A 22,263-nucleotide genomic window follows, 5' to 3' on the forward strand; every position below is an offset into this window, starting at 1 on the left:
TTAAATGACGAGATAGGGGCATGGTGTTATTATTCCAAAAACAAGCGAAAAGGAAGCCATATCGATAATATGGCGAATTAAAGATAAAGCTATTTTGGGATATTCCAGGTGGTTTCGCTATTTAGATGACCAGGTACTAAGCTTTTACATTAGGGGTAGTTTCATTCTAATTCGTAATCATAAACGATATGCTTCTTTTGTTCAATCTGAACTCTTACCTTTCTATCCGGGTACCTTTCCTTAATTTTTTGTCCATATCCTTTAGCCAGCTGTTCAGCTTTATTTTCATTAAGACCCTCTTCTATCAGAATGGTGGCAATAAGCCAGTCTGTCTTTTCCAGGAGACTAATACTGGAAACACCTGATTCCAATTCCAACTGTAACTTCAGTTCATTACTGACATCCTCACCGACAGGGTTATAGGGATTTTCAACGCCTTCTCCTTCGGGTGGCCTTTCTGTTCTGCCACATGAGATAAGCAGCAGACTTATTATGAGAAAAGAGAGCATAAATAATCTAGATAATTTTCTGTACATACTGCACCTCCAATTATTATTAGTTCTGCCGGTTATAGTATTTACAATACTGATACTTTCAATACTTACTTCATAAGCCTTGAAAAGTAACATGATCCGTAAAATTAATCAATATAGAAAAATCGTATAGCCAAAAGATACTTTAAGAATACTAAATTAAAAGAAATATATTGAATAAATAAAGGCATGTAAAAGCAGCGCTGCTGTAAAAATAAGCTGTAGGATCAGAAGGACTATACATAAAAAATATAGATGGTGTGAGGCGAATCACATTATCAATGTGTATAGGGTGGTATGATGAAATCAATATACAACCATAATTTAAGGGAGGGTTATATTTATGAAAAAACTAGATATGAATCTTACAATTGGAGAAAGTGTCACTTTACATCCGGAATTGGTGAAGGTTTATATGGACTATGATGTAGATTTTTGCTGTGGCGGTGACAGAACGATTAAAGAAGCTATAGAAAGGGATGCCAGGGATATCGAAGGGCTGATTAAGGATGCAGAGGAGGCGATGGAAAGGGCTGAAAAATTAGAAGTTGATTCTAAAAAAATGAAGCTTTCCGATTTTTCAACAGAGCAATTAATTGAACGGATTGTTAACAAACACCACAGCTACTTAAAAAAAGAGCTGCCGGTTATATCTGAATTGATATTTAAAATCCTTATGGTACATGGTGATAAACATCCAGAGCTTTTTGAGCTTCATAAAGTCTTTGGAGGGTTAAAAACAGAGCTTGAGAATCATCTGGTAAAGGAAGAGGTTCAATTGTTTCCTAAAATAAGTGAAGGTGGCCCAAGGCTTAAGGAGTTAGTTGAAGCCCTAGAAGGAGAACATGACGATGCCGGGGATGCGCTTCATCAAATTACTGATTTGACCAAGCATTTTAAAGCACCGGCAGATGGCTGTACCACCTTTCAGCTGGTATATGAGAAGCTAAAGGCCTTTGTAGCCGACATGTATATGCATGTTCATACAGAAAATAATATTCTATTTAAAAGATTTGTTTAGAAAGGGGTATTAAAATGTTTAAAATTAATGAAAGAATTACTTGGGTGGGAAAAATAGACTGGGAGCTTAAAACCTTTCATGGAGAAGAATATTCAACCCATAGAGGATCCTCCTACAATTCATACTTGATTCAGGATAAAAAGGTAGCTTTAATCGATACCGTCTGGAAGCCCTTTGACGACGAGTTTGTGGCAAATCTCAAAAAAGTAATTGATTTAAAGAAAATTGATTACATCATTGCAAACCATGCCGAAATAGATCACAGTGGTGGGTTGCCGGAATTGATGAAAGAAATACCTGATACTCCCATTTATTGTACAGCCAACGGAATTAAATCATTAAAGGGGCATTTTCATCAGGATTGGAATTTTATTGAGATTAAGACAGGCGACACCCTGGACCTGGGTGAAGGAAAGCTTGTTTTTATTGAGGCGCCGATGCTGCATTGGCCGGACAGTATGTTTGAATATTATACCAAAGACGAGATACTATTCAGCAATGATGCCTTTGGTCAGCACTATGCCTCTGAGTTAATGTATAATGACCTGGTAGATCAGGCAGAGCTTTATCAAGAGGCGATTAAGTACTATGCCAATATTTTGACACCCTTCAGCCCACTGGTAGTTAAGAAAATTAAAGAAGTACTGGATTTCAATGTGCCAGTAAGCATGATTTGTCCAGCACATGGTGTTATTTGGAGGGATCATCCAACTCAAATTGTAGAGCAATATCTCAAGTGGGCCCAGAATTATCAGGAGCATCAAGTTACATTGATTTATGATACCATGTGGGATGCCACTAAACGAATGGCTGAAGCCATTGCAGAAGGAATTAAGTCAGTGGACCCAACCCTCAACATTAAGCTTTTCAATGTTGCAAAGGCAGATAAAAATGATGTAATCGCTGAAGTCTTTAAGGCAAAGCTAGTTGTAGCAGGCTCTTCTACTATTAATAACGGTATTCTTTCAGCTATGGCAGCTATGCTTGAAATAATGAAGGGGCTTCGATTTAAAAATAAACAAGCGGCTGGATTCGGCAGCTATGGCTGGAGCGGTGAATCTCCTAAAATCATGACTAAAGCCCTTAAGGAATGTGGGTTTAACGTTACTGAGGAGGGCCTCGGTGCATTATGGCAGCCCGATGAAGGAGCCCTGGAGCAATGCAGAGCCTATGGAGTTAAGCTGGCAGAAAGACTATAATGTATTTGGCCCTTTAACAATATATTTAAAGAAACGCTTCATTTGCAGTTGTCTTCTACAAATGAAGCGTTTTACTTTGACGGATAAATGTCTTTGTTTTTTATTTTTCCCTTGGTGCCACTGTGTCTGACTTAAGCAAATAATTATGGAAGAAATATTCTACTACTGCCACCAGCACTCCGAAGATTACCAGGGTACGAAGGGTTGTATTGAAATTCCTAGTGAAATATGCTACTACGTAGGCCACCAAGGCAGCCATTACACCATCTCCAAGGGCCGCCACAACGTTTCCCATTTTAGGAAGAACAACTAGGTCACCTAAAAGATAATTTAGAACGGTTCCTAATATAGCTACCAGTAGAATCCACATAAACGGATTTCTGTCCATATAGCCTAAAGTAAGCCAAGCTGCCACAAAGGTCATAGCAAACTTTACTAATAGAGCAGTTGTTGTATTACTCATTTTTTCACCTCCTTACTAATGACTTGGGTTGTGAAGCGGAGGTAAGATCAGCCAACCCTTTTCTTTTTGTAATTTTAGCAGCATATTACCGTATTGAGCCTTCTTCATATGGAATTGACCAAACATCATACCAATATCTTCTCGGGTTGCCATACCCATTATGCTACTACAGGAAACTAAACCGGCAGAAATATGCTTGGCTGTGGCTGCTGCAATTTCTGGGTCCATTACCCTTGCACCAACCGGTATATCCTCTAGGTTGGCCACAGGACGCTCTGGAGGGGCTGGTGGAAGTGCAATACCATTAACCTTTAGTAGGTCTTCAATCTGTTGAATTTCTGGTTTAACTACATTATCGTTTAAATCCTCAAGAAATTTCTTCAGTTCCTTATCACCTGTGTGATTAATCATAACCTGATGATTCACTAGGGCAGCCTGTGCCTCCATTAAATGACTCCAAACGCCAAATACCTCTCCATAATGCATTGGTTCATTTTTTGATTTCCTCCTAAAATACCCATTGATTTCTTGCCTCCTCAATTATTGTTAGATTTTAAACCTAGTATAACTCTGAGGAGCATAGATTATGTAAAAAATTTAATATAATCATGAATATTCTGGTGAATAAATAGAAAACTAAATAAAAAAAGGAGATGAGCCAATGTTTAAGCATGATAAAAACCTATTACATGAGGTTAGGGTTGATGCCCCTAATCCCAACTATGCGGCTATGATGCAGGAGCAACTGGGTGGGCCCCAAGGAGAATTAAAGGCTGCGCTTCAATATTTTTCTCAGAGCTTTCGTATCAAAGACCCGGAAATAAAGGATTTATTTTTGGACATAGCAGCAGAGGAGCTAAGCCATATGGAAATGGTGGCCACAACCATTAATCTACTAAATGGACACGATCCCGATGCCAATATGGCAACTGTAGGGAATATTGAAGCCCACGTTTTGACGGGTTTAAACCCTATGCTAAGTAATGCCTCCGGTCAATTGTGGACAGCCGCCTACATTAATGAAACAGGTGATTTAGCTGCCGACATACTCTCTAATATTGCTGCTGAACAAAGAGCTAAGGTGGTTTATGAATATCTATATCGCCAAATTAGCGATAAAGGTGTTAGAAATACCATTGACTTCCTATTAAATCGTGAAGAGGCTCATAATACTATGTTCAGAGAGGCCTTTAACAGAATTCAGGATACCGGCTCTTTAAAGGACTGGGGTATCACAAAGGATTCTAAGCTGTACTTCAATCTTTCAACCCCCGGCGGACAATATTTTGATCCCAGCAATGCACAGCCTCCAAGCTTTAATAATCCAAATCCTCATTGATTAATAGCATGCTATATGAAATACCCCTATTCAGGGGTATTTTATTTCCTTAGGTTTACTTAAATTAGCAAAGCGATGATAGTAACATTAAAAGAGCCCAGTTAAGTTGTTTTCCTTTCTTAACTGGACTTTTTTTATCAGCAGGCTATTTCAGTACTTCCTGAACATAGTACAATCTATTTTCTTCATAGGATAAAGTGGAGGTGTTTGGAATGGGGCAAATTAATATCGTTATCTACCCTGGTGAAGAAGACCCAGGTAAGAATATGGCCAATGCAATTGCTGATTTAATTCATATAAAGATTATGAGCCTTTCTGAAGAAAATCAGATTTCAACTTATCAAAATTTAATGAAATATTTAAAGACAAAACAGAAATTAGATAACAGCTAAAAGACTTAGGTAAATAAAATATTGTACAGGCTGACCTCATTTATTCTTGTTTTGGTCAATTAGCTGTTTTTCACCCATTTCAACCAATCTTCTGGTAATTTGACCAGTATGCCTTGAGGCCAGAGACCTTGGGTCATCAACGCCGAATTCCTGGGCAATTTCCATTTTAAACTCTTCAAGGGCCTGGCGTGCATTGGGAACAACCAGCTTTCTTTTAGGCAATAAAAACCCCTCCTTTATAAAAAAATCATTAAGTATAGGGTATGTAAAAAATAAAAAAGTATCCTTAGTGTAGAGGTATTTTTCTTAAGGCTTTGGTTTACAATTCATTTGTATATAAATCGAAATTGAAAAAATCCATTAATGTTAGTATATATGGTATCTGCAAACTAATGAGATAGAAGATAATAAATATTAGAATAAAAGAGTAGTATTTAGCAATACATCACTTCTGCAATATCATGGGTTACCATGATGGCAGTCTTTTTTTCCTTTTTAATAATTTTAGCAATATCATCACTAACTGCCAGTCGACTTTGATAATCCAGGGCGGAAAAGGGTTCATCCAGCAGCAGTAAATCTGGTTCAATGGCTAAGGTTCGAATTAAAGCAACCCGCTGTCTCATACCGCCGGAAAGCTGATGGGGATAATGATACTTGAATTCTCCCAACCCGTAGGTATCCAGCAGTCTTATTACCTTACGCCTACTATCATCGCTGACCTTTTTCTGAATTTCAAGGCCAATCAATACATTGTCCATTATATTACGCCATGGGAATAGATGATCACTTTGAAACATATAGCCCACATGTTTACTGGTTCCGTCTACCCTTTGCCCGTTTATCAATACTTTGCCTATAGTAGGCTTTATTAGACCAGAAATAATTGATAATATCGTTGATTTGCCGCAGCCACTGGGGCCCACTATGGCGATAATCTCGCCTTGGTTAACTACAAAGGATAAATGCTGAAGAGCTTTGGTTTCCCCCTCCAGGGTATGATATGTCATGGATATATCCTGTATTTCAACAAATTTTGCAGCATTCAATAGGGCTCCTCCTTCCAAGAAAATACGATTTTCCTATATGGTATAGTATGAAAATCAATGGGTTATGTTACTTTGACAGCTTGGAACGGAATAATAAAATCTGGTTCTAAGCCCCATATAAAAATTAACTTTTTGGTTTTGCATTGATTTTACTAAATTTCCTGATTATATAATACACGTACATCTTGACGATTGGGCAAAATAAAAATGTAAATACCTATTAAAATTAATCCTCCGTAAACTACACCGACCATTTGATAAGAAAAAATTTCGCCCAACCAACCGGGGTTTCCAGAATTATCCTTCAATGCAACTAACTTCTCTAGCATATTCTTCGTCTGTGCGATTGTAGTGAATAGCATCCATAAAAATTAGGGTATGTATTATAGATTTCCTCGCTATTATTTTTCTTAAAAATACCCTTGTAACGGCCATCATAAAAAAAGTCCTCTCTGACATGAACTTTGATAATTAATGTCAGAAAGGATCTATAAAACTTATACATACTACTTGGTGGCAAAACTTTTATCAATGATTTTGTTTTTAGTTATTATCTTTTAAAATCATTAATACTAAAGATGCTTCGTTGTGTAAAGTTTAATGATATTATTTTTTATTTTTACTGTTTTTCAGATAAAAAATCGCTTGGTCAATAAGTATATATAGTAATATACTTTTCGATACATATAGTAAATTAAATTTTGCTGTTAACATTTTAGCTAATATCATATATATAATAAATGAACCAATAGCTAAGAACCCTAATCTCTTACTTAGATTATTTCGATATCTTAAAATATATACAACTATAAATATAAAACTTAAAATAATATAAATGTAATCAGTGTTCATCATAATAATCCCCTTATTAAACTCCACACAACTTACAAGGTGAGAATAACACAAAAAGAAATTGATGTCAAATATTGTAAAGTAAAAATTTGTGAATTCAGGAGATTAGAGATAACAGAATTGTGTTAAAATGAATGTACAAAACACTATCATATTTGGAAGCTACTTAGATCAGTAAATTGATTTAGGTAGCTTCTTTTTATTAACAATAAATTGGCAATAATAAACTTTCATCTGACTAAAACTATTTTAGTAAGTATAACGAATATATCAATAGGACATTAAAACCGATGCCGGCGAAGGGATGGTGGTGGAATATTGAAAGAAGAGAAGCAATGGATCAGGAAAATCAAAAAAAGAAATCACTCGGAGGCTGCCAACAGCTTAATTACAAAATACTACAGAGAAATTTATTCCTATGCCTACCGCCAAACCCTTAACAAAGAGCTGGCAATGGATTTAACCCAGGAAATTTTCATCAGCGCGCTTAAATCCATCAAGTATTATGATGAGGAAAAAAGCGCCTTCAGAACCTGGCTCTATAGAATTGCCACCAACCGTATAATTGATTATTTCCGTTCCAGACACCATCAATTAAGTCAGCTGACAATTTCCCTTGATGAACATAATAATCTGGAGGCCACTGAATATGACGACTTCACCCATCGTATTGAGTACAAAGAAGATATCGAGAAGATTACAGAACTGGTAGGACAGCTTGAAACATCCAATCAAGAAATTTTTAGGCTAAAGCTCTTTGGTGAATATAGCTTTTTAGAGATAGCCAGCCTCATGAAAATACCAGAATCCACCGTTAAAACGAGATATTACGCTATGATCAAGAAAATCAAAAAAAACCTTGGGGAGGGTAAGTAATGAAAAAAGAAAGGCTTCATGTTCCATATCCCAGTGACGACCGTATTCAACAGGAAATACAGATCATTCTTAAAAAGGGGCTTCCTGAAGGAGAAGGCTTCCTGACAATGTTGATCAAAATGTACAAGCAGCTGGGCCTTCAATATATATTTAGAGATTTTACTGAAATTATTTTCGTCATCAGTCTCATGGTATTGGCCCTGGTGACAATCCTATTTAATTTGAAGGCTACCTTTACTGTCGTTGCCTTTTATCCTATGCTGTTTACCTTTTCCCCCTTATTATACTTGACCACTACCCTATTTTTTTTAATCAAAATGAAAATGAGCAGCACCTATGAGGTTGAAATGGCATGTAAATACAATCTATATCAACTGGCGGCCTTTAAAATGTTGGTTTTTAGTATCATTACTATCCTCATTAATGGTTTGCTGCTGTATTGGATTGCCGGGCGATATGAAGGGGTTAACTATATACTGGCCTTTGCCATATCCATCAGCGCTTTGTTCATTTTTTCAACCCTTTTGTTGTATGGAATGATGGAAACAAACAGGTCCTATTCAAAGCAAATAGTGATTGTCGGATGGATCTTGGGTAATCTATTACCAGTCTACTTTGCGACTGAGCTGTATTACCGCATATTAACCAGTGTACCTGTTTTTCTATACTGGGTACTGGCATTGGCTGGTCTGATGGTTTATATCAACAAACTGAAAAAGCTATTTTACTATAGAAGTCAAGGAGGGACAATTTAATGCTGTTAGTAAAGGATGTAGAAAAAAGCTATGGCAGCTTTTGTGTATTAAAGGATATTAATATCGAATTTAATAAAGGTGTCTATGGTTTGCTGGCCCCCAACGGAGCAGGAAAGACTACTTTGATCAAGATGCTGACTACCCTGTTGTTTCCCAGCAAGGGGGAAATTCTTTATCATGGAGAGGATATTATCAAGCTGGACGAGGAATACCGTAATATATTGGGGTATCTTCCACAAACCTTTGGATACTATCGGAATTATAGTGCCCGGCAATATTTGATGTACCTTGCCGCCTTAAAGGGAATTGAAAGAAAAGCAGCCAAGGAGCGGACAGCAAGGCTTTTAAAGCTGGTGGGGCTGGAGGAGGTCATGGATAAAAAGCTAAAAAAATATTCCGGTGGAATGATCCAGCGTGTGGGTATTGCCCAGGCGATGCTAAATGATCCTAAAATTCTTATTCTTGATGAGCCTACGGCAGGCCTAGACCCGAAGGAAAGGGCCCGTTTCAGAAACCTTATTTCAGAACTGGCCATTGATCGTACTGTCATACTTTCCACCCATATTGTTTCCGATGTGGAGTCTATTGCCAATGAAATTATCCTGCTGAAGGACCAAAGAATCCTTCATCACGACTCTGTAGAAAAAATCTGTAGTCTGGTTGAGGGCATGGTATACGAAACCCAAATGCCATATTCAGATGTGCCGGCCTTTAGAAAGGGCTATTTGTCCCTTGCTGAAAAGCAGGAGGGGGGCAAGATGAAAATTAGGTTTATTAGCAGGGAACGGCTCCAAGCCCAATGGAAGCCTGTAGCCCCCGGGCTGGAGGATGTGTTTCTATACATCTATCAAGACCAAAACCCAGAGGAGGGAGCACAGGATGACTACCATCATCAACGAATTTAAAAAGGCTGCTGCTTCTCCCGTTGTAATTGCATTAATACTGATTTTTATCGCCTTTAATCTCTTTGTTATTTATGGTCATTACTGGGCAAGGGATGAACTGAAAATCATGAATCAAATATTCCAGCAGGTGGGAACAGAAATAAATGAAGATATGAGGGTGAAACTAGAGGAACAGTACCAGAAAGCCTTAGATGACATAAATAGTATTGCTAAGGACAAGGGGGTAGAGGTCATCAGCCTGCTTGAAAACCCCCATGAACTGAGTCAAGGGGAGCGGTCTCTGATTATCAAGGGAAATCTGTTGGAGGTGCTTCGTGATATGATTGATGATATTGATCAAATCTATGAGGAAATTGATTTAGGGGCGGTGGCAGAGGATGAAATAACAAAATTTGGTCTTCAGGGAAGGGCTGCTGATGCTGTAAGGAAGCAGTATTTATTACTGACAGATCGCCTAAACGATCTGAAGGATGCCGGCGAGCATAAGCACCTTTTCTTTATTGGGCCCATTTATCATATGCATAGCCTGCTCTTTAAAACCCTCTATAGGTGGATTATTTTCGAGGTAATGATTTTAGCAGTTTTAATCACCAGTCATATAATGAGCTACGAGTTTGAAAATGAAAGCCATCTGCTGGCCTACAGTACCAAAAGGGGAAGAAACCTTCAGATAGACAAGCTCTGGGCCTCATTATTCAGTACCATACTGGCAACCACCCTTGTATTAGGAATTACTTTAACGGCATATTTTATGATATTTGATTATTCAGCCTTGAAAAATGTTCCCATCAGCAGCTATTTCAACGGTGAATATAGACTACCCTATATTTCCTGGTGGCCCTTGAGCCTTCAGAGCTATTTATTGTTAAGCGCAGGTCTTCTTTATCTTTGTCAGATATTATTTACAGGCATTACCTACCTTCTGGCCAATATAATCTCTGGCAGTTATCGAGTATTTTTTGCCTTTGCTATTTTAATGGGGGGCCTTTTATTATTGCCGGGCTATATGCCTAAAAGCAGTATTTTGATCCTGGCAGCAGGCTTTACCCCCTTTACGATGATATTGAATCCAATGGCTTGGTTCATGGAAGGAGGCGCCTTTGCAACTTTTCAGTATTACGAAGTGCTGACAATGGCATGCTGGGGAATGATGGTTGCCCTTTTAGGAGGTCTGTTAACTAGCAAGTTTATGAGACGAGATATTTTGTAAGGAGAGAAGAACCATGACAATTATAGTCAATGAAATAAAGCAGATTTTCACCCTCAAAAAGGTCCTTTTGATGGTGTTAATTACAGGCCTGTTTTACTTTTTATTTATCAGCTTTTATATCAGCCATTTTCCCAATGGCAGACCGGCACTAGATGAATACCGTATTAGCATCGAAATGCTGGAAAACTACGGGCTTTATATGAATGAAGCAGAATTTTTAGATTTTAAAGCGGGTTATGAAAGGCAAATCAATGAAGCCAATGAATATTTGCAGTCCAGAGAGGACTTCGTTAAGGCCGGTATTACCACCTATGAGGACTTTTTAGACACTTCCCTGCATGATGAGGTGACGGAGGAGCTTCGAAACCAGATCCTGTTCCAGGAGCAAGTAGAGGTTTTCTGGCAGCTTCAGGAAAAAAAGAGGATTATCGGAACCTATGAAAATCGACAAAACAATTTGAAGCAATCCTATGCCCATCTGGGAACGGAACAGGAAAAGCGATTAAATGAAATTTTTAATGCTGAACAGGAAACAGCAGTTTTTTCCTATATCGTATTTGAAAATTACAATGATATGATTCCCTATATGGCGACTCTCATTTTAATTAGTATCATGCTGATGATTTCGCCTATTCATTTAAAGGATCGATTGAACAGAGTAAATTATCTTCAATATACCTCTAAAACAGGCAGAGGTATATTTCATAAAAAGCTCCTGGCGGCCATGGGGGCAACCTTGATCATCACAACATTGCAGCTGTTGCTCTTTTTCCTGGTATATACCAAAAATGAAACAGCCATGTTTTTGAAGGCCAGTGTGACCTCATTTAACTCTTATTTTGTATCATGGTTTCCTCTGACCTTTATGAATTATATACTTCTAACCGTGGCAGGCATTTATCTTTTAGCCCTTGTGACAACTTTAATTGTAGTCGTTATCTCTAATCGGGTACCCAATTATATGACGTTGATTGGTGTTCAGATTCCACTGGGGGCTTTATTCATTGGCCTTATTTTTAAATGGTTGATTTATAGAATGACAGAGATCAATATGCCCCAGTACTTTTTACCTTTGCTGTATATATTTTTATCTGTCAGTAGTATTTTTGCCGTCACGGCAGAGACCAGGAGGAATCGAGCAGCAGATATTTTAAGTTAAAAAGGAATGATCAAACAGCCCTATTGGCCTTGTAAAAGGTAAGGGGCTGTTTCTATTTTAGCTTGCATCCAGAATATTAATCATAAGGGGAAAAATTTGTATTGATTTTTTATATGGGCTATAATGAACTAAAGAAAAAAATAATTCATTCTAACTAATCGCATCGAGAATGAAAAAGAAAGGAACTGAATATAATTATGCTGGTTAGAAGAGGTCAACTTATGGCCATTACCTTTGTTTTAATGATTACCTTGACAATACTATTGAATCGTATTATTTTAGCCGGAGCCATTACATTAGCTATCGTCATGGCAGGCTACATAATCATTGTCCTGGTGAAAAATACAAAAAGAAGCAGGCTCTTAAATGAAGACTGTGATCCCCAGCGCTTTATTGAAGCCACAGAAAAACAAATCAAGGTTACTGGCAAGGATCCCAAGTATAGATGCTATCTTAATATAGACATGGCTGCCGGCCTAATTTCCATGGGAGAATTTGAAAAGGCTAAGGAGCTGCTGCTGGCTCAGGATCAACAATATTTGTCCCCTAAAAACGGATCATTGCTGGCTTATACCATTAATCTCATAGTCTGCTATCAAAATCTGGGGCAGATGGACCAGGCAGAAAGTCTGTTTACAGGTCAATTGCCTGCATTAGCCCCCGTCAGAAGAGATTTAGCCATCAGCACAAAGCTATTGGTGGCGCAACGATTTTTTATTTTAGGTAAATACGAAGAATGCAAAGCCCACTTACAGGCGCTTTTAAAGGAAAGGCTAAATACCCGTCTAAAATTAAGTGCATTATTTGGCTTAGCCCAAATAGAAGAGCAGGAGAAGAACTTAACGGCAGCAAAGGAAAAATATCGGCAAATTGCCCAGCAAGGAAACAGGCTATGGGTGGCTGAGGAGGCCAGAAAACGCCTGAAGGCCCATACGAATTAATGTGGTCAACAAATTTAGAAAAGTATATGGAGGTGGAAGGATGAGAGTGATAGATTTAACTCATAAAATGCATGGAAGGATGCCTGTTTTTCCAGGTACAGAGGAGCCTATTTTTTTACCTGCAAACACCATCAGAAGCCATGGCTTTGCCGAGACGAAATTTTTAATGTATTCCCACACCGGAACCCATATTGATGCCCCGGCCCATATGGTATGGGGAGCAAAGAGCCTTGATCAGCTGGACATTAATCATTTCGTAGGAAGGGCTACGGTTATTGATTGTACTGACCTGAGGGGAAAGGAAATACAACTGGCGGATTTAAAGGGATATGAAGAAACCTTAAGGGAAGTAGATTTTGTACTGATCAATACCGGCTGGAGCCACAACTGGGGTGATGAAAAGTATTTCAAAGACTTTCCTGCCCTATCCCTTGAAGGGGTTGAATGGCTCATCAGTTTTCATTTAAAGGGAATCGGCATTGACGCCATCTCCATTGATTCCATGGAAACCACCAGCTTTTCTATTCATCATCGATTATTTAAGGAAAACATGATTGTGATTGAAAATTTAACGAATTTAGATCAAATTCAAGGGAAGACCTTTTTGTTCTCTTGTCTGCCGCTAAAGTATGATCAGGCCGATGGTTCGCCGGTACGGGCCGTGGCCATGGAGCTGGAATAGGGTTTTCATCAAAGAACCAGTACTGTTATAAGGGTACTGGTTTTAATAATTTAAGGGATATAATAAATAATTAACATAATCTAACCAAAATTCAAGAGAAAAGTATACTTGAATTTTTTAGTTTTACTTAGCTAAAGAAAGACCCTTTTTGGGGCATATTTGTATGATCTATCCCTGATTTATCTATATTGGACAAATCACTAAGGGAAGAATTATCCCTGGGGGATGATGCAAAAAAGAGCATTGATCTGTACAATAAAGGTAAGTGATCTAACCTGGTTTCAGGAAAAGAGAATGAAAAGGAGCGCTATCTTATGAGTAGTCAGGAAATGGTATTAGTAAAGTATGAAGAGTTGCATCAATTGATTAAAGATAAGCTGATGAAGGCCGGTCTCATTGAGGAGCATGCCCAGGAGGTGGCTAACCATTTAACCTATGCCGACAGTCGGGGTGTTCATTCCCACGGGGCTGTAAGGGTTGAATATTATGCAGAACGGATTGCCAAGGGGGGAAGCACTATTCATCCAAACCTCTCCTTTATAAAAACCGGGCCATGTACGGGAATTTATGAAGGAGATAATGCTGTAGGCATGGTGGTGGCTAAAAATGGTATGGAAGAAGCAATTAAGCTGGCCAGGGAAAACGGTATCGGTCTTGTTGGGATGCGGGAGCTGGGACATTGCGGTACCCTGTCGTATTTTCTGAGAATGGCGGCCAATGAAGGGATGATTGCGATGTCCATGTGTCAATCTGATCCCATGGTAGTGCCCTACGGTGCAGCTGATCCATATTTTGGAACAAACCCCATTGGATTTGCAGCACCATGTGCCGGGCGAGAACCCATAATCTTTGATATGGCCACAACGGTGGGAGCCTGGGGAAAGATTTTAGACGCCAGGGCTAAAAACAAGCCTATTCCAGAAGGCTGGGCAGTGGATAAAAACGGACGTCCTACCACCGACCCCTTTGCAGTAGGTGGCCTTCAGGCTATTGCAGGCCCTAAGGGCTATGGCCTAATGATGATGGTAGATATTCTGTGCGGCTCCCTGTTGGGAGTTCCCTTTGGCAAACATGTGTCCTCCATGTATGCAGATCTTTCAGCAGGGCGTGAATTAGGTCAGATCCATTTAGTTATTAATCCTGAATATTTCAGCTCCCTTGAAACCTTTAAAAATAATGTGTCCCAGATGGTGGATGAAATCCACAGGCTTCGGCCTGCCCCAGGGTTCGATGAGGTTTTGGTGCCAGGTGAGCCCTCTGAGCGAGTTGCGGCGGAATATGAACGTAATGGTATTCCCATTGTAAAAGAAATCTATGATTATTTGACCAGTGACGTGGTTCATTATAATGGCTATGATGGAAGGGGTACCTTTGCCAATTAAAAGCATTTCAATTTAATCCATACTATAAGGCCTTAACAATTTTGTTAAGGCCTTAATTAATGTTGCAACCCAAACATCTTTAACCTAGTTTTTCCCTAAAGGCCGCGGGATTCCAGCCATTGGGTCATTTCTTCGTATACAAGGCTGCCTGAAGGGCTACTGGGCTCCCTGTCAAAGTCGTGCATCTCTCCATAAATGGTAATGAGCTTCGCATCGGGAATTTCCTTTGAAAGGGTCTTTGAAATCCGGTAGGGAACATCGGGGTCCTGGGATGCCGCCGCCAGGAAGGTTGGTGGCAGTAATTTCAGCTTCTCTCCGGCCAATGAATACCCTTCAGGACTTTGGCAGTCGCATAGCTGTCTTATCCAGGTTCCCTCCTGCCTTGCCTTAACATAAAGGAAAAATCGGGTATTCATTGGCCCATAGGTCACTGGCGTGTCAGAGACGATTTTCTTTATAATTTCATCGGGAATTTTGGCCATTTTATGATAATATTTGCTTGGCATATTAAATTCAGGCTCATCAAAGCGGGTATACCCGTAGAGGCTAATGATTGCCTTCGGAAGGGTTATTCCCTGAGACATTAATTGATCCCATACCATAAAGGAAAGATATGCCCCCGCTGATCTGCCGAAAAGAATATATTGATTGCTCTTCAGACCCAAAGGGTCATTGTAATTTTTTAGGTAGAAGCGTAGGGCTTCAGAGGAGGCCTGTAGAATACCTCCAATCTTTGTTTCGGGTGCCAGGGGATAATCCAAGGCCAGGAAATCATAGCCACCCCTTAAAAAGTGATTAACATAAACCTTTGGTAAATCGTCCCTGTCTCCGAAGAACAGGCCTCCTCCATGGAAGTAGATAATCGTAATTTCCTTTCTAAGGGTCGTTGCCCGATAAAGGCTGCCCTTCAATTCGATTCCTGCTGTTGTCTTAAAACTAATCACTTCTTTTTGATTCATGATTTTTTTCTTCCCTCCATTAGTTTCAATAATCTTGCCGTAACTTGAATTTGAAGGACTTCTTCCTGATTTTTAAAGTCGATATCCAATAACTCCTTGATTTTGTCAATTCGGTACCTCACGGTCTTGGGATGCAGAAATAATTTTTCTGAGGTAAGGCTGTAGGATTGATTTGTATCTAAAAAGGTCTTCAGGGTTTCAAATAGCTGAGGATAATCCAGTCGAAAGGCATTTATCCTTGGAGAAATGAACTTCTCCAGATTTCCAAGGCTGTTTGATTCTAAGAAAAGCTTGTAGATTCCCAGCTCCTCATAGGGTAATATTTTATTACCATCGTGAAATAGCCTGAGAACCTTTTGGGTATCTAAAACCTCCCTGTTGGCCTTGGGAATTCCCAATTTTTCCACCCTTGAGCTGATGCTGACATAGTAGTGAAGCCCATTAAAAAGCTGATCCTCGACCATGTCATTCATGATCTTTACAATTTGAGTAGTGTTTGGGCCATATTGAAGGTCATCATAATTAATGATAAAGGCTATCCTGTCCAAATTTTCCATAAAGGCTATTTTCTTAAAGCTGGCAATAAACCTACATCGAACCTGTCTTAAAATCTGAAGCATCCGGTTTTTATCGGGCTTTTTATTTTCATCCTGTTGATGTAAAGCCACTAAAATTACCTGATAATACCGATGATTGTGTATATCTAAAGATTCCAGTACTTCATCAATATCCTTTTCCTCATAAAGCCTGTCATTTAATAAATCATTGGTAATACTATTTTTCTGCTGAAACTTATTTTGTGAGATCATGTATTTCTTTAATAATTCCATTTGAAGAAATTTAACGGCGTTTTCAATAATCATGAAGTCCTCTGCGTTAATCTCATCTAGAAGCTCATGGATAACCAACTCATAATCCTCATAGCCCAAATAGGGGATTCTCACCCGAATCTGCTGGCCGATCATCTCAGGGCTGGCACCATGATAAATCACCTTTTTACGCTCATAATTAAAATGCATATATTTCTCCGGGGATATGGCCCTTGTACTAAGGGGGGTAATATGACAAAGCCTTGGATTTGTGCTGACTTCAGTACCCTTTAATAGATTAATTAAGCTCACCTCCCGCTGAATCATCTTCTTAAATTCCCGAAGAATTTCCTCGGTTGAGGGCATTTTCAGTGCAAGGGATGTTAACTCACTATGTACCTCATAGTATTTGTTCAGGAGATTAACGTTCTTGTTGATAATAGGCCCCAATATTTCAAGAATAATCCCTTCATATTTTACCTCCTTGCCAATCTGTACAAGGGGAATGGAATGCTTGTTGCACAAACCAATAATGTGGGCCGGAATCTGCTGAACCAATCTGTCAATTTTGATAATAATAGCACTGGTACCGATGGCCCTGAGCTTTTGAAAAAATTGATCCAGTTCATTGTCACTAAGATTGTGCAGTGCAAAAAAACTGGTAAGAATAACCTCTCCAGGCTGGCCCCAGTTTTCAATATCAATAGCCTCTAGCACGTTAACCCCATTGATTTTGTTTAAGATACCGTCTTGACCTGCTATTAATTTGGCTCTTTGAAGGGATTTAATCTTCATCATGTCTTTAATATTCAAATTACCACCCCTTTAATTGCAAATCGAAATGCAACCCTTTCAATTGAAATTAAAATATATAAAGCGATAAAATGAATAAATTCCAGGTGGTTGCAATCTGGCTTACAAAAGATTGGTCTTGAACCAATCTTTTTATTTACAAACCTTTTCTCTGCCATATATTCTAAATGGGTTGGCGGCAAAAAGGAGAGTAAAATATGTCTAAGTTTTTTACATACGAAGAGAGGCTAACCCTTCAAAAATACCTAAAAGAGAGTGTATCATTTAAAGAAATTGCTCGGAGATTGCATAAGAATCCGACAACGATTTCCAGAGAAGTCCGTAAGCATCTTGCAGAAGTAGCCACTGGATATCCAGGGTTTCCATACAATGCTTGCAAAAACCGTATTAACTGTAGAAAGAAAAGGCTCTGCGGCAAGGAATGCTCGAGGCTTTCAGCAGCATACTGCAAACTCTGTCAAAAGTGTAACCACAACTGCCCTGACTTCATTGAGGAAATCTGTACTGCAAGATTTCGGGTACCTTACGTCTGCAATGGCTGCGAGCAGATCAGTAAGTGTACTTTGATGAAAAACCTCTACCATGCGGAGCATGCTCATGTTAAAGCTCATAAAATTATTTCTGAATCCCGTAGTGGTCTGTGTGTCAGCGAAGAAGAGATAGCCAGACTTAATGCAATTATCAGTCCGCTGGTGAAGCAGGGACAATCCATCCATCAGATTTATGTTACTCATCAAGATGAAATAATGTGTAGTGAAAAAACCATCTATAACTACATCGATGCCTGCTTGCTCGATGTGCGCAATATTGATTTACCCAGGAAAGTAAAGTTCCGCGAGCGATATAAAAAGCCGGAATTTAAAGTAGACAAGGGCTGCAGAATTGGTCGCAACTACGAGGCGTTCCAAAGCTTCATTGACGATAATCCTGATACTGCGATCGTCCAAATGGACACTGTAATTGGTTCCCAGGGTGGTAAGTGCCTACTAACAATACATTTCGTAGAAACTAATCTGATGCTTGCTTTCCTGAGGGAATCCAATACCTCTCAATCGGTAATTGATATATTTAATGACCTTGATCAACGGCTCGGACGTGAACCGTTTCGAAAACTGTTTCCTGTTATTCTTACGGACAATGGTAGTGAGTTTTCCAATCCCAAGGCTATTGAGTATGGGCCTGATTTGCGCACACGGATTTATTACTGCGATGCCGGTTGTCCTCACCAGAAGGGGGCTATTGAAGTCAATCATTGCCTGATTCGTAGAGTGCTTCCTAAAGGGACAAGCTTTAATCACCTAGTTCAGGAAGACATCACAACGATGATGAATCATATCAATTCCTACAAAAGAAAAAAGCTGAACAATCGTAGCCCATACGAAACGTTCAGCTTCTACCACGGAGAAGAGGTTTTGCATAAACTCGGATGTTCACCGGTTGCAGCCGATAACATCACGCTAAAACAAAGTCTTCTCAAAAAGTAACATTAGAAACTAAGTACTGCGCTGCCAACTATCCATGCTTAATCCATAAAACAGGGGTGGATTCTCCGATTACAAAAAAATCGAGAGGGAGTCGATCTCTGTTTGGCATGCCCATTTTAACCCATAATACACCAGATTTTTCGGAAAATCAAACTGCATTTGGGTTACAATAGTGGCTTTTTGTTTTCAAAACTGGCTTCTCGAGTACAAAAACTGCGTTTCGTTTACAAATATTCAGTTGTCGGTTTCAAATATTGCGTTTCACTTTACAAAATGGCATCTCGCCTTTCATTTAAGTTTCAAATTACCACCCCTTTATCCTTTAGGTATAAAAAATGGCCTATAATCTATATGTTTATGCCAATGATTATCTAATAAAATAGTGATATATTTATACTAGCACATCAAAGGGGGATTTCAAGTGTTATATACAGTAATTAAAAAAAATACTTATCAAGATTCAATCAATCTTATGCTGCTGACCAATGCAATTAATACCCTGCCAGGCGTGAAAAAGTGCTCGATTATGATGGGGACAAATGCCAATAAAGATATTTTTAGAAATAGTGGTCTTGCTACAGCAGAGGTTGAAACTGCTGAGCCAAGTGATATGGTAATTGTGGTGGAAGCTTCAGACGAAGGTATCCTTCAAAATGTTCTGGCCGAAACTGATCGATTCTTAAGTGATCTGGCCGTTAAAAAGAAGAAAAATAATATTGAAAACGTAACCAATCTGGCTGGGGCCCTGGAGGCGTTGCCTGATGCCAATCTAGCCCTTTTTTCAATTCCTGGGGAATACGCTGCAGATGAAATTGAAAAGGCACTTGACAAAGGACTACATGTGTTTTCCTTCTCTGATAATATACCCTTGGAAGACGAAGTAAGGCTTAAGAAAAAGGCCCAGGAAAAAGGTCTTCTGCTGATGGGGCCAGACTGCGGCACCGGAATTATCTCCAGTATTCCTATTGCCTTTACAAACGTTGTGAGACCTGGAAATATTGGTATTGTAGGGGCTTCTGGCACTGGTATTCAAGAGGTAACCACGATGATTGACAGACTGGGGGGTGGCGTTGTTCATGCCATCGGAACCGGCGGACGGGATCTAAGTGAAGCAGTGAATGGAATTACAATGAGAGATGCAATTCTGGGGCTAGAATACCATGATCCTACAGATGTTATCGTGGTCATATCCAAGCCACCAGCCAAAAGGGTTCGGGATGAAATTATAGAATTGCTGCATAGCCTTTCAAAGCCTGTGGTGGCCATCTTTCTAGGGGAAAAGCCAACACACCATGAAGGCAAAGTGTATTTGGCCCATACCCTAGAAGAAACAGCAAGGATAGCGGTTGACTTGGCCAATGACAGACCGGTAAAGCTAAATTACCTGGAGAAGGTGGCCAATTGTATCGATACCTACCTGGCAGCGAACCAAACAGTAAAGGGTCTCTATTCAGGAGGAACCCTGGCGGCGGAAGCAGGAATGTTGATAGCGGAAGCACTGGAGCTTGGAGAGCTGACCAAAAAAGAAGGATACATTCTTAAGGCAAGGGGTTATGAGGTAATTGACCTGGGAGACGACCTTTACACCCAGGGTAAGCCCCACCCAATGATTGACCCAGAAATTCGAATTAATAAAATTAAAGAGTATGCCATGGATGAAGATACAGGGGTAATTCTACTGGACTGTGTACTGGGATACGGCTCCCATCCTGATATGGCAGGGGCATTAGCTGAAGCGATTCAAGAGGCACTGAAGATGGCCAAAGAAAAGGGAAAGGCCCTTTACTTCGTTGCCACAGTATGTGGTACAAAGCGTGACCCTCAAAGCTATGAGGCAGCCGTGAAGACCCTGCAGCAGTGTGGTGTTTTAGTAGAGGAAAGTAATGCCAAGGCGGTAAGATTGGCGTTAAAGCTAAAGGGAATCGACTATCGGGAAGCAGATAAACCGGTAATAGAGAAAGCAGTGCAGAAAAAAACATTGCCCCCAATCAGTGAAGGGATTATGGACCTGCTGAATTCAAAGCCTCGAATTGTCAATATTGGTCTGGCCAGTTTTACAGAATCAATTCTTGCCTATGGTGGCAGTACCATACAATATGATTGGAAGCCACTGGCAGGAGGCAACAGGAAGCTGATCTCCATTTTAAATCAACTGACTGCAGTTGAAACAATCGATCAATCTAATCAAGAGGTGATTGGTCTAATGAAGAGCTCACAGCCCTTTTTGATGGATGTGGTTCCTGCAAAATCAGTCATCGACATATTAAATGGGAAGGTGCTGCTCCATGCAGGGCCGCCAATCAAATATGAAGAGATGACAGGACCAATGCAGGGCTCCTGTGTAGGGGCAGTATTGTTTGAAGGCTGGGCCGAAGATGAAAAAGGGGCACGACAGATGCTGGAGGCGGGGGAAATCAAGTTTGTTCCCTGCCACCATGTTAATGCTGTGGGGCCAATGGGCGGGATCACCTCGGGGAATATGCCGGTGTTGGTGGTACAAAACAAGCTGGATGGCTCAACCGCCTATTCAACCATGAATGAAGGAATTGGAAAGGTTCTTAGGTTTGGGGCCTTCTCAGAGGAAGTAGTAAATCGTTTGAAATGGATGCGGGATGTATTGGGGCCTGTATTGTCAAAGGCACTGAAAGGGAAGGCAGAAGGCCTGAACTTGAATGTCATCATTGCTAAAGCCATTACTATGGGGGACGAATTCCACCAAAGAAACATTGCCGCTTCGTTGATCTTCCTTAAGGAAATTACACCACTGATCGTTGCCCTGGAGATTGACGAAAAGGAAAAATACAGCGTCATTAAATTCTTGGCGGATACTGACCAATTCTTCTTAAATATTATGATGGCAGCCAGTAAAGCCATTGTAGATTGTGCAAGAAAAATTACCGAGGGTACCGTAGTCACAACCATGAGCAGAAATGGGCGGAATTTTGGAATCAGAATCAGCGGCATGGGAGACGAGTGGTTTACTGCTCCGGTGAACACCCCCAATGGCCTGTATTTCACCGGATATTCTGAAGAAGATGCCAACCCTGATATAGGTGACAGTGCCATTACAGAAACCGTTGGCGTAGGGGGAATGGCAATGGTGGCGGCCCCGGGGGTAACAAGATTTGTTGGGGCAGGAGGCTTCGACGATGCCTTAAAGGTATCAGATGAAATGGATGAAATTTGTATAGCCAGCAATTCCAACTGGAGTATTCCAACATGGAATTTTAAGGGAACCTGCCTTGGAATCGATGCTAGAAAAGTGGTCGCCACAGGTATTACTCCATTAATCAATACAGGAATTGCCCATAAAAATGCAGGGGTAGGTCAGATCGGCGCAGGTACCGTAAGGGCACCACTGGCTTGCTTTGAAAAGGCAATTATAGCCTATGCAAAGAAGCTGGGAATAGAAGTTGAGTAAAGGTGAAAGTGCAAATTTT

General features: G+C 39.9%; 22 protein-coding genes. 14 read left to right on the forward strand and 8 right to left on the reverse strand.

The genetic code is table 11. The annotated features are described in order from the left end of the window. Positions 1–161: 161 nt before the first annotated feature. Complete coding sequence (locus tag ACYQ1I_RS10140) at positions 162–536, reverse strand: hypothetical protein (RefSeq protein ID WP_459764889.1); 375 nt, start codon at positions 534–536, stop codon at positions 162–164. A 340-nt stretch (positions 537–876) separates the two neighbouring features. Between ACYQ1I_RS10140 and ric the strand changes: the two genes are divergently transcribed. Further along, a complete protein-coding gene (gene ric, locus ACYQ1I_RS10145; RefSeq protein ID WP_459764891.1) occupies positions 877–1,554 on the forward strand; it encodes an iron-sulfur cluster repair di-iron protein in 678 nt (225 codons plus the stop codon). Between the two features lie 14 nt (positions 1,555–1,568). Then, a complete protein-coding gene (locus ACYQ1I_RS10150; RefSeq protein WP_459764893.1) occupies positions 1,569–2,753 on the forward strand; it encodes an anaerobic nitric oxide reductase flavorubredoxin in 1,185 nt (394 codons plus the stop codon). A 100-nt stretch (positions 2,754–2,853) separates the two neighbouring features. Here the strand turns inward: ACYQ1I_RS10150 and ACYQ1I_RS10155 are convergent, their stop codons facing one another. Together ACYQ1I_RS10155 and ACYQ1I_RS10160 are read right to left on the reverse strand one after the other, a co-directional pair. Next, the gene (locus ACYQ1I_RS10155) at positions 2,854–3,216 is read right to left on the reverse strand and encodes a DUF2512 family protein (protein WP_459764895.1); all 363 of its coding nucleotides are present in this window, start codon (positions 3,214–3,216) and stop codon (positions 2,854–2,856) included. A gap of 15 nt (positions 3,217–3,231) precedes the next feature. Continuing rightward, complete coding sequence (locus ACYQ1I_RS10160) at positions 3,232–3,756, reverse strand: DUF3231 family protein (RefSeq protein ID WP_459764897.1); 525 nt, start codon at positions 3,754–3,756, stop codon at positions 3,232–3,234. Between the two features lie 121 nt (positions 3,757–3,877). Between ACYQ1I_RS10160 and ACYQ1I_RS10165 the strand changes: the two genes are divergently transcribed. Both ACYQ1I_RS10165 and ACYQ1I_RS10170 read left to right on the forward strand, forming a co-directional pair. Next, positions 3,878–4,555 carry a manganese catalase family protein gene (locus ACYQ1I_RS10165; RefSeq protein ID WP_459764899.1) on the forward strand — a complete coding sequence of 226 codons (678 nt, stop codon included), beginning with the start codon at positions 3,878–3,880 and terminating at the stop codon, positions 4,553–4,555. Between the two features lie 212 nt (positions 4,556–4,767). Continuing rightward, positions 4,768–4,947, forward strand: a complete 180-nt coding sequence (locus ACYQ1I_RS10170) for a hypothetical protein (protein ID WP_459764901.1) — start codon at positions 4,768–4,770, stop codon at positions 4,945–4,947. Between the two features lie 36 nt (positions 4,948–4,983). Here ACYQ1I_RS10170 and ACYQ1I_RS10175 read toward each other — a convergent pair whose 3' ends face one another. From ACYQ1I_RS10175 to ACYQ1I_RS10185, 3 genes are all read right to left on the reverse strand, one after another. Continuing rightward, on the reverse strand, positions 4,984–5,169 hold the full coding sequence (locus ACYQ1I_RS10175; protein ID WP_459764903.1) for an alpha/beta-type small acid-soluble spore protein: 186 nt from the start codon (positions 5,167–5,169) through the stop codon (positions 4,984–4,986). A 212-nt stretch (positions 5,170–5,381) separates the two neighbouring features. After that, a complete protein-coding gene (locus ACYQ1I_RS10180) occupies positions 5,382–5,996 on the reverse strand; it encodes an ABC transporter ATP-binding protein (protein WP_459764905.1) in 615 nt (204 codons plus the stop codon). Between the two features lie 152 nt (positions 5,997–6,148). Further along, on the reverse strand, positions 6,149–6,325 hold the full coding sequence (locus tag ACYQ1I_RS10185) for a hypothetical protein (protein ID WP_459764907.1): 177 nt from the start codon (positions 6,323–6,325) through the stop codon (positions 6,149–6,151). Between the two features lie 841 nt (positions 6,326–7,166). Between ACYQ1I_RS10185 and ACYQ1I_RS10190 the strand changes: the two genes are divergently transcribed. The 8 genes from ACYQ1I_RS10190 (at position 7,167) to allD (ending at position 14,758) form a co-directional block, all read left to right on the forward strand. Beyond that, on the forward strand, positions 7,167–7,724 hold the full coding sequence (locus tag ACYQ1I_RS10190; protein ID WP_459764909.1) for an RNA polymerase sigma factor: 558 nt from the start codon (positions 7,167–7,169) through the stop codon (positions 7,722–7,724). Then, entirely contained in the window at positions 7,724–8,479 is a 756-nt protein-coding gene (locus ACYQ1I_RS10195; protein ID WP_459764910.1) for a hypothetical protein, read from the forward strand. Before ACYQ1I_RS10190 ends, ACYQ1I_RS10195 begins: the two co-directional genes overlap by 1 nt. Next, positions 8,479–9,384, forward strand: a complete 906-nt coding sequence (locus ACYQ1I_RS10200; RefSeq protein ID WP_459764912.1) for an ABC transporter ATP-binding protein — start codon at positions 8,479–8,481, stop codon at positions 9,382–9,384. The genes ACYQ1I_RS10195 and ACYQ1I_RS10200 overlap by 1 nt, the downstream gene beginning before the upstream one ends. Next, positions 9,359–10,594 carry a hypothetical protein gene (locus ACYQ1I_RS10205; protein ID WP_459764914.1) on the forward strand — a complete coding sequence of 412 codons (1,236 nt, stop codon included), beginning with the start codon at positions 9,359–9,361 and terminating at the stop codon, positions 10,592–10,594. The genes ACYQ1I_RS10200 and ACYQ1I_RS10205 overlap by 26 nt, the downstream gene beginning before the upstream one ends. 13 nt (positions 10,595–10,607) lie before the next feature. Then, a complete protein-coding gene (locus ACYQ1I_RS10210) occupies positions 10,608–11,753 on the forward strand; it encodes a hypothetical protein (RefSeq protein WP_459764916.1) in 1,146 nt (381 codons plus the stop codon). 197 nt (positions 11,754–11,950) lie between these two features. Further along, on the forward strand, positions 11,951–12,694 hold the full coding sequence (locus tag ACYQ1I_RS10215) for a tetratricopeptide repeat protein (RefSeq protein WP_459764918.1): 744 nt from the start codon (positions 11,951–11,953) through the stop codon (positions 12,692–12,694). 40 nt (positions 12,695–12,734) lie between these two features. Then, positions 12,735–13,376 (forward strand): cyclase family protein, encoded by a 642-nt coding sequence (locus ACYQ1I_RS10220; RefSeq protein WP_459764920.1) that lies wholly within the window; start codon positions 12,735–12,737, stop codon positions 13,374–13,376. Positions 13,377–13,690: 314 nt separating this feature from the next. Continuing rightward, entirely contained in the window at positions 13,691–14,758 is a 1,068-nt protein-coding gene (gene allD / locus ACYQ1I_RS10225; protein WP_459764922.1) for an ureidoglycolate dehydrogenase, read from the forward strand. Between the two features lie 95 nt (positions 14,759–14,853). On the opposite strand, the gene ACYQ1I_RS10230 is transcribed toward allD, so the two are convergent. Both ACYQ1I_RS10230 and ACYQ1I_RS10235 read right to left on the reverse strand, forming a co-directional pair. Next, the gene (locus ACYQ1I_RS10230; RefSeq protein ID WP_459764924.1) at positions 14,854–15,717 is read right to left on the reverse strand and encodes an alpha/beta hydrolase; all 864 of its coding nucleotides are present in this window, start codon (positions 15,715–15,717) and stop codon (positions 14,854–14,856) included. Continuing rightward, on the reverse strand, positions 15,714–17,339 hold the full coding sequence (locus ACYQ1I_RS10235) for a PucR family transcriptional regulator (RefSeq protein WP_459764926.1): 1,626 nt from the start codon (positions 17,337–17,339) through the stop codon (positions 15,714–15,716). Before ACYQ1I_RS10235 ends, ACYQ1I_RS10230 begins: the two co-directional genes overlap by 4 nt. Before the next feature lie 197 nt (positions 17,340–17,536). Here ACYQ1I_RS10235 and ACYQ1I_RS10240 point away from each other — a divergent pair, with 197 nt between their 5' ends. Next, positions 17,537–18,823 (forward strand): IS30 family transposase, encoded by a 1,287-nt coding sequence (locus ACYQ1I_RS10240; RefSeq protein WP_459761661.1) that lies wholly within the window; start codon positions 17,537–17,539, stop codon positions 18,821–18,823. Positions 18,824–19,244: 421 nt separating this feature from the next. Then, positions 19,245–22,244 (forward strand): bifunctional FdrA/YlbE family protein, encoded by a 3,000-nt coding sequence (locus ACYQ1I_RS10245; RefSeq protein WP_459764928.1) that lies wholly within the window; start codon positions 19,245–19,247, stop codon positions 22,242–22,244. The last annotated feature ends 19 nt before the right edge of the window (positions 22,245–22,263 follow it).

The organism is Alkaliphilus crotonatoxidans (assembly GCF_054658015.1).

Coding starts and splice junctions, on each gene's coding strand:
- ACYQ1I_RS10230 (WP_459764924.1), bottom strand. CDS start 15,717: ATGAATCAAAAAGAAGTGATTAGTTTTAAGACAACAGCAGGAATCGAA.
- ACYQ1I_RS10170 (WP_459764901.1), top strand. CDS start 4,768: ATGGGGCAAATTAATATCGTTATCTACCCTGGTGAAGAAGACCCAGGT.
- ACYQ1I_RS10165 (WP_459764899.1), top strand. CDS start 3,878: ATGTTTAAGCATGATAAAAACCTATTACATGAGGTTAGGGTTGATGCC.
- ACYQ1I_RS10210 (WP_459764916.1), top strand. CDS start 10,608: ATGACAATTATAGTCAATGAAATAAAGCAGATTTTCACCCTCAAAAAG.
- ric (WP_459764891.1), top strand. CDS start 877: ATGAAAAAACTAGATATGAATCTTACAATTGGAGAAAGTGTCACTTTA.
- allD (WP_459764922.1), top strand. CDS start 13,691: ATGAGTAGTCAGGAAATGGTATTAGTAAAGTATGAAGAGTTGCATCAA.
- ACYQ1I_RS10240 (WP_459761661.1), top strand. CDS start 17,537: ATGTCTAAGTTTTTTACATACGAAGAGAGGCTAACCCTTCAAAAATAC.
- ACYQ1I_RS10140 (WP_459764889.1), bottom strand. CDS start 536: ATGTACAGAAAATTATCTAGATTATTTATGCTCTCTTTTCTCATAATA.
- ACYQ1I_RS10185 (WP_459764907.1), bottom strand. CDS start 6,325: ATGCTAGAGAAGTTAGTTGCATTGAAGGATAATTCTGGAAACCCCGGT.
- ACYQ1I_RS10200 (WP_459764912.1), top strand. CDS start 8,479: ATGCTGTTAGTAAAGGATGTAGAAAAAAGCTATGGCAGCTTTTGTGTA.
- ACYQ1I_RS10220 (WP_459764920.1), top strand. CDS start 12,735: ATGAGAGTGATAGATTTAACTCATAAAATGCATGGAAGGATGCCTGTT.
- ACYQ1I_RS10205 (WP_459764914.1), top strand. CDS start 9,359: ATGACTACCATCATCAACGAATTTAAAAAGGCTGCTGCTTCTCCCGTT.
- ACYQ1I_RS10195 (WP_459764910.1), top strand. CDS start 7,724: ATGAAAAAAGAAAGGCTTCATGTTCCATATCCCAGTGACGACCGTATT.
- ACYQ1I_RS10150 (WP_459764893.1), top strand. CDS start 1,569: ATGTTTAAAATTAATGAAAGAATTACTTGGGTGGGAAAAATAGACTGG.
- ACYQ1I_RS10215 (WP_459764918.1), top strand. CDS start 11,951: ATGCTGGTTAGAAGAGGTCAACTTATGGCCATTACCTTTGTTTTAATG.
- ACYQ1I_RS10155 (WP_459764895.1), bottom strand. CDS start 3,216: ATGAGTAATACAACAACTGCTCTATTAGTAAAGTTTGCTATGACCTTT.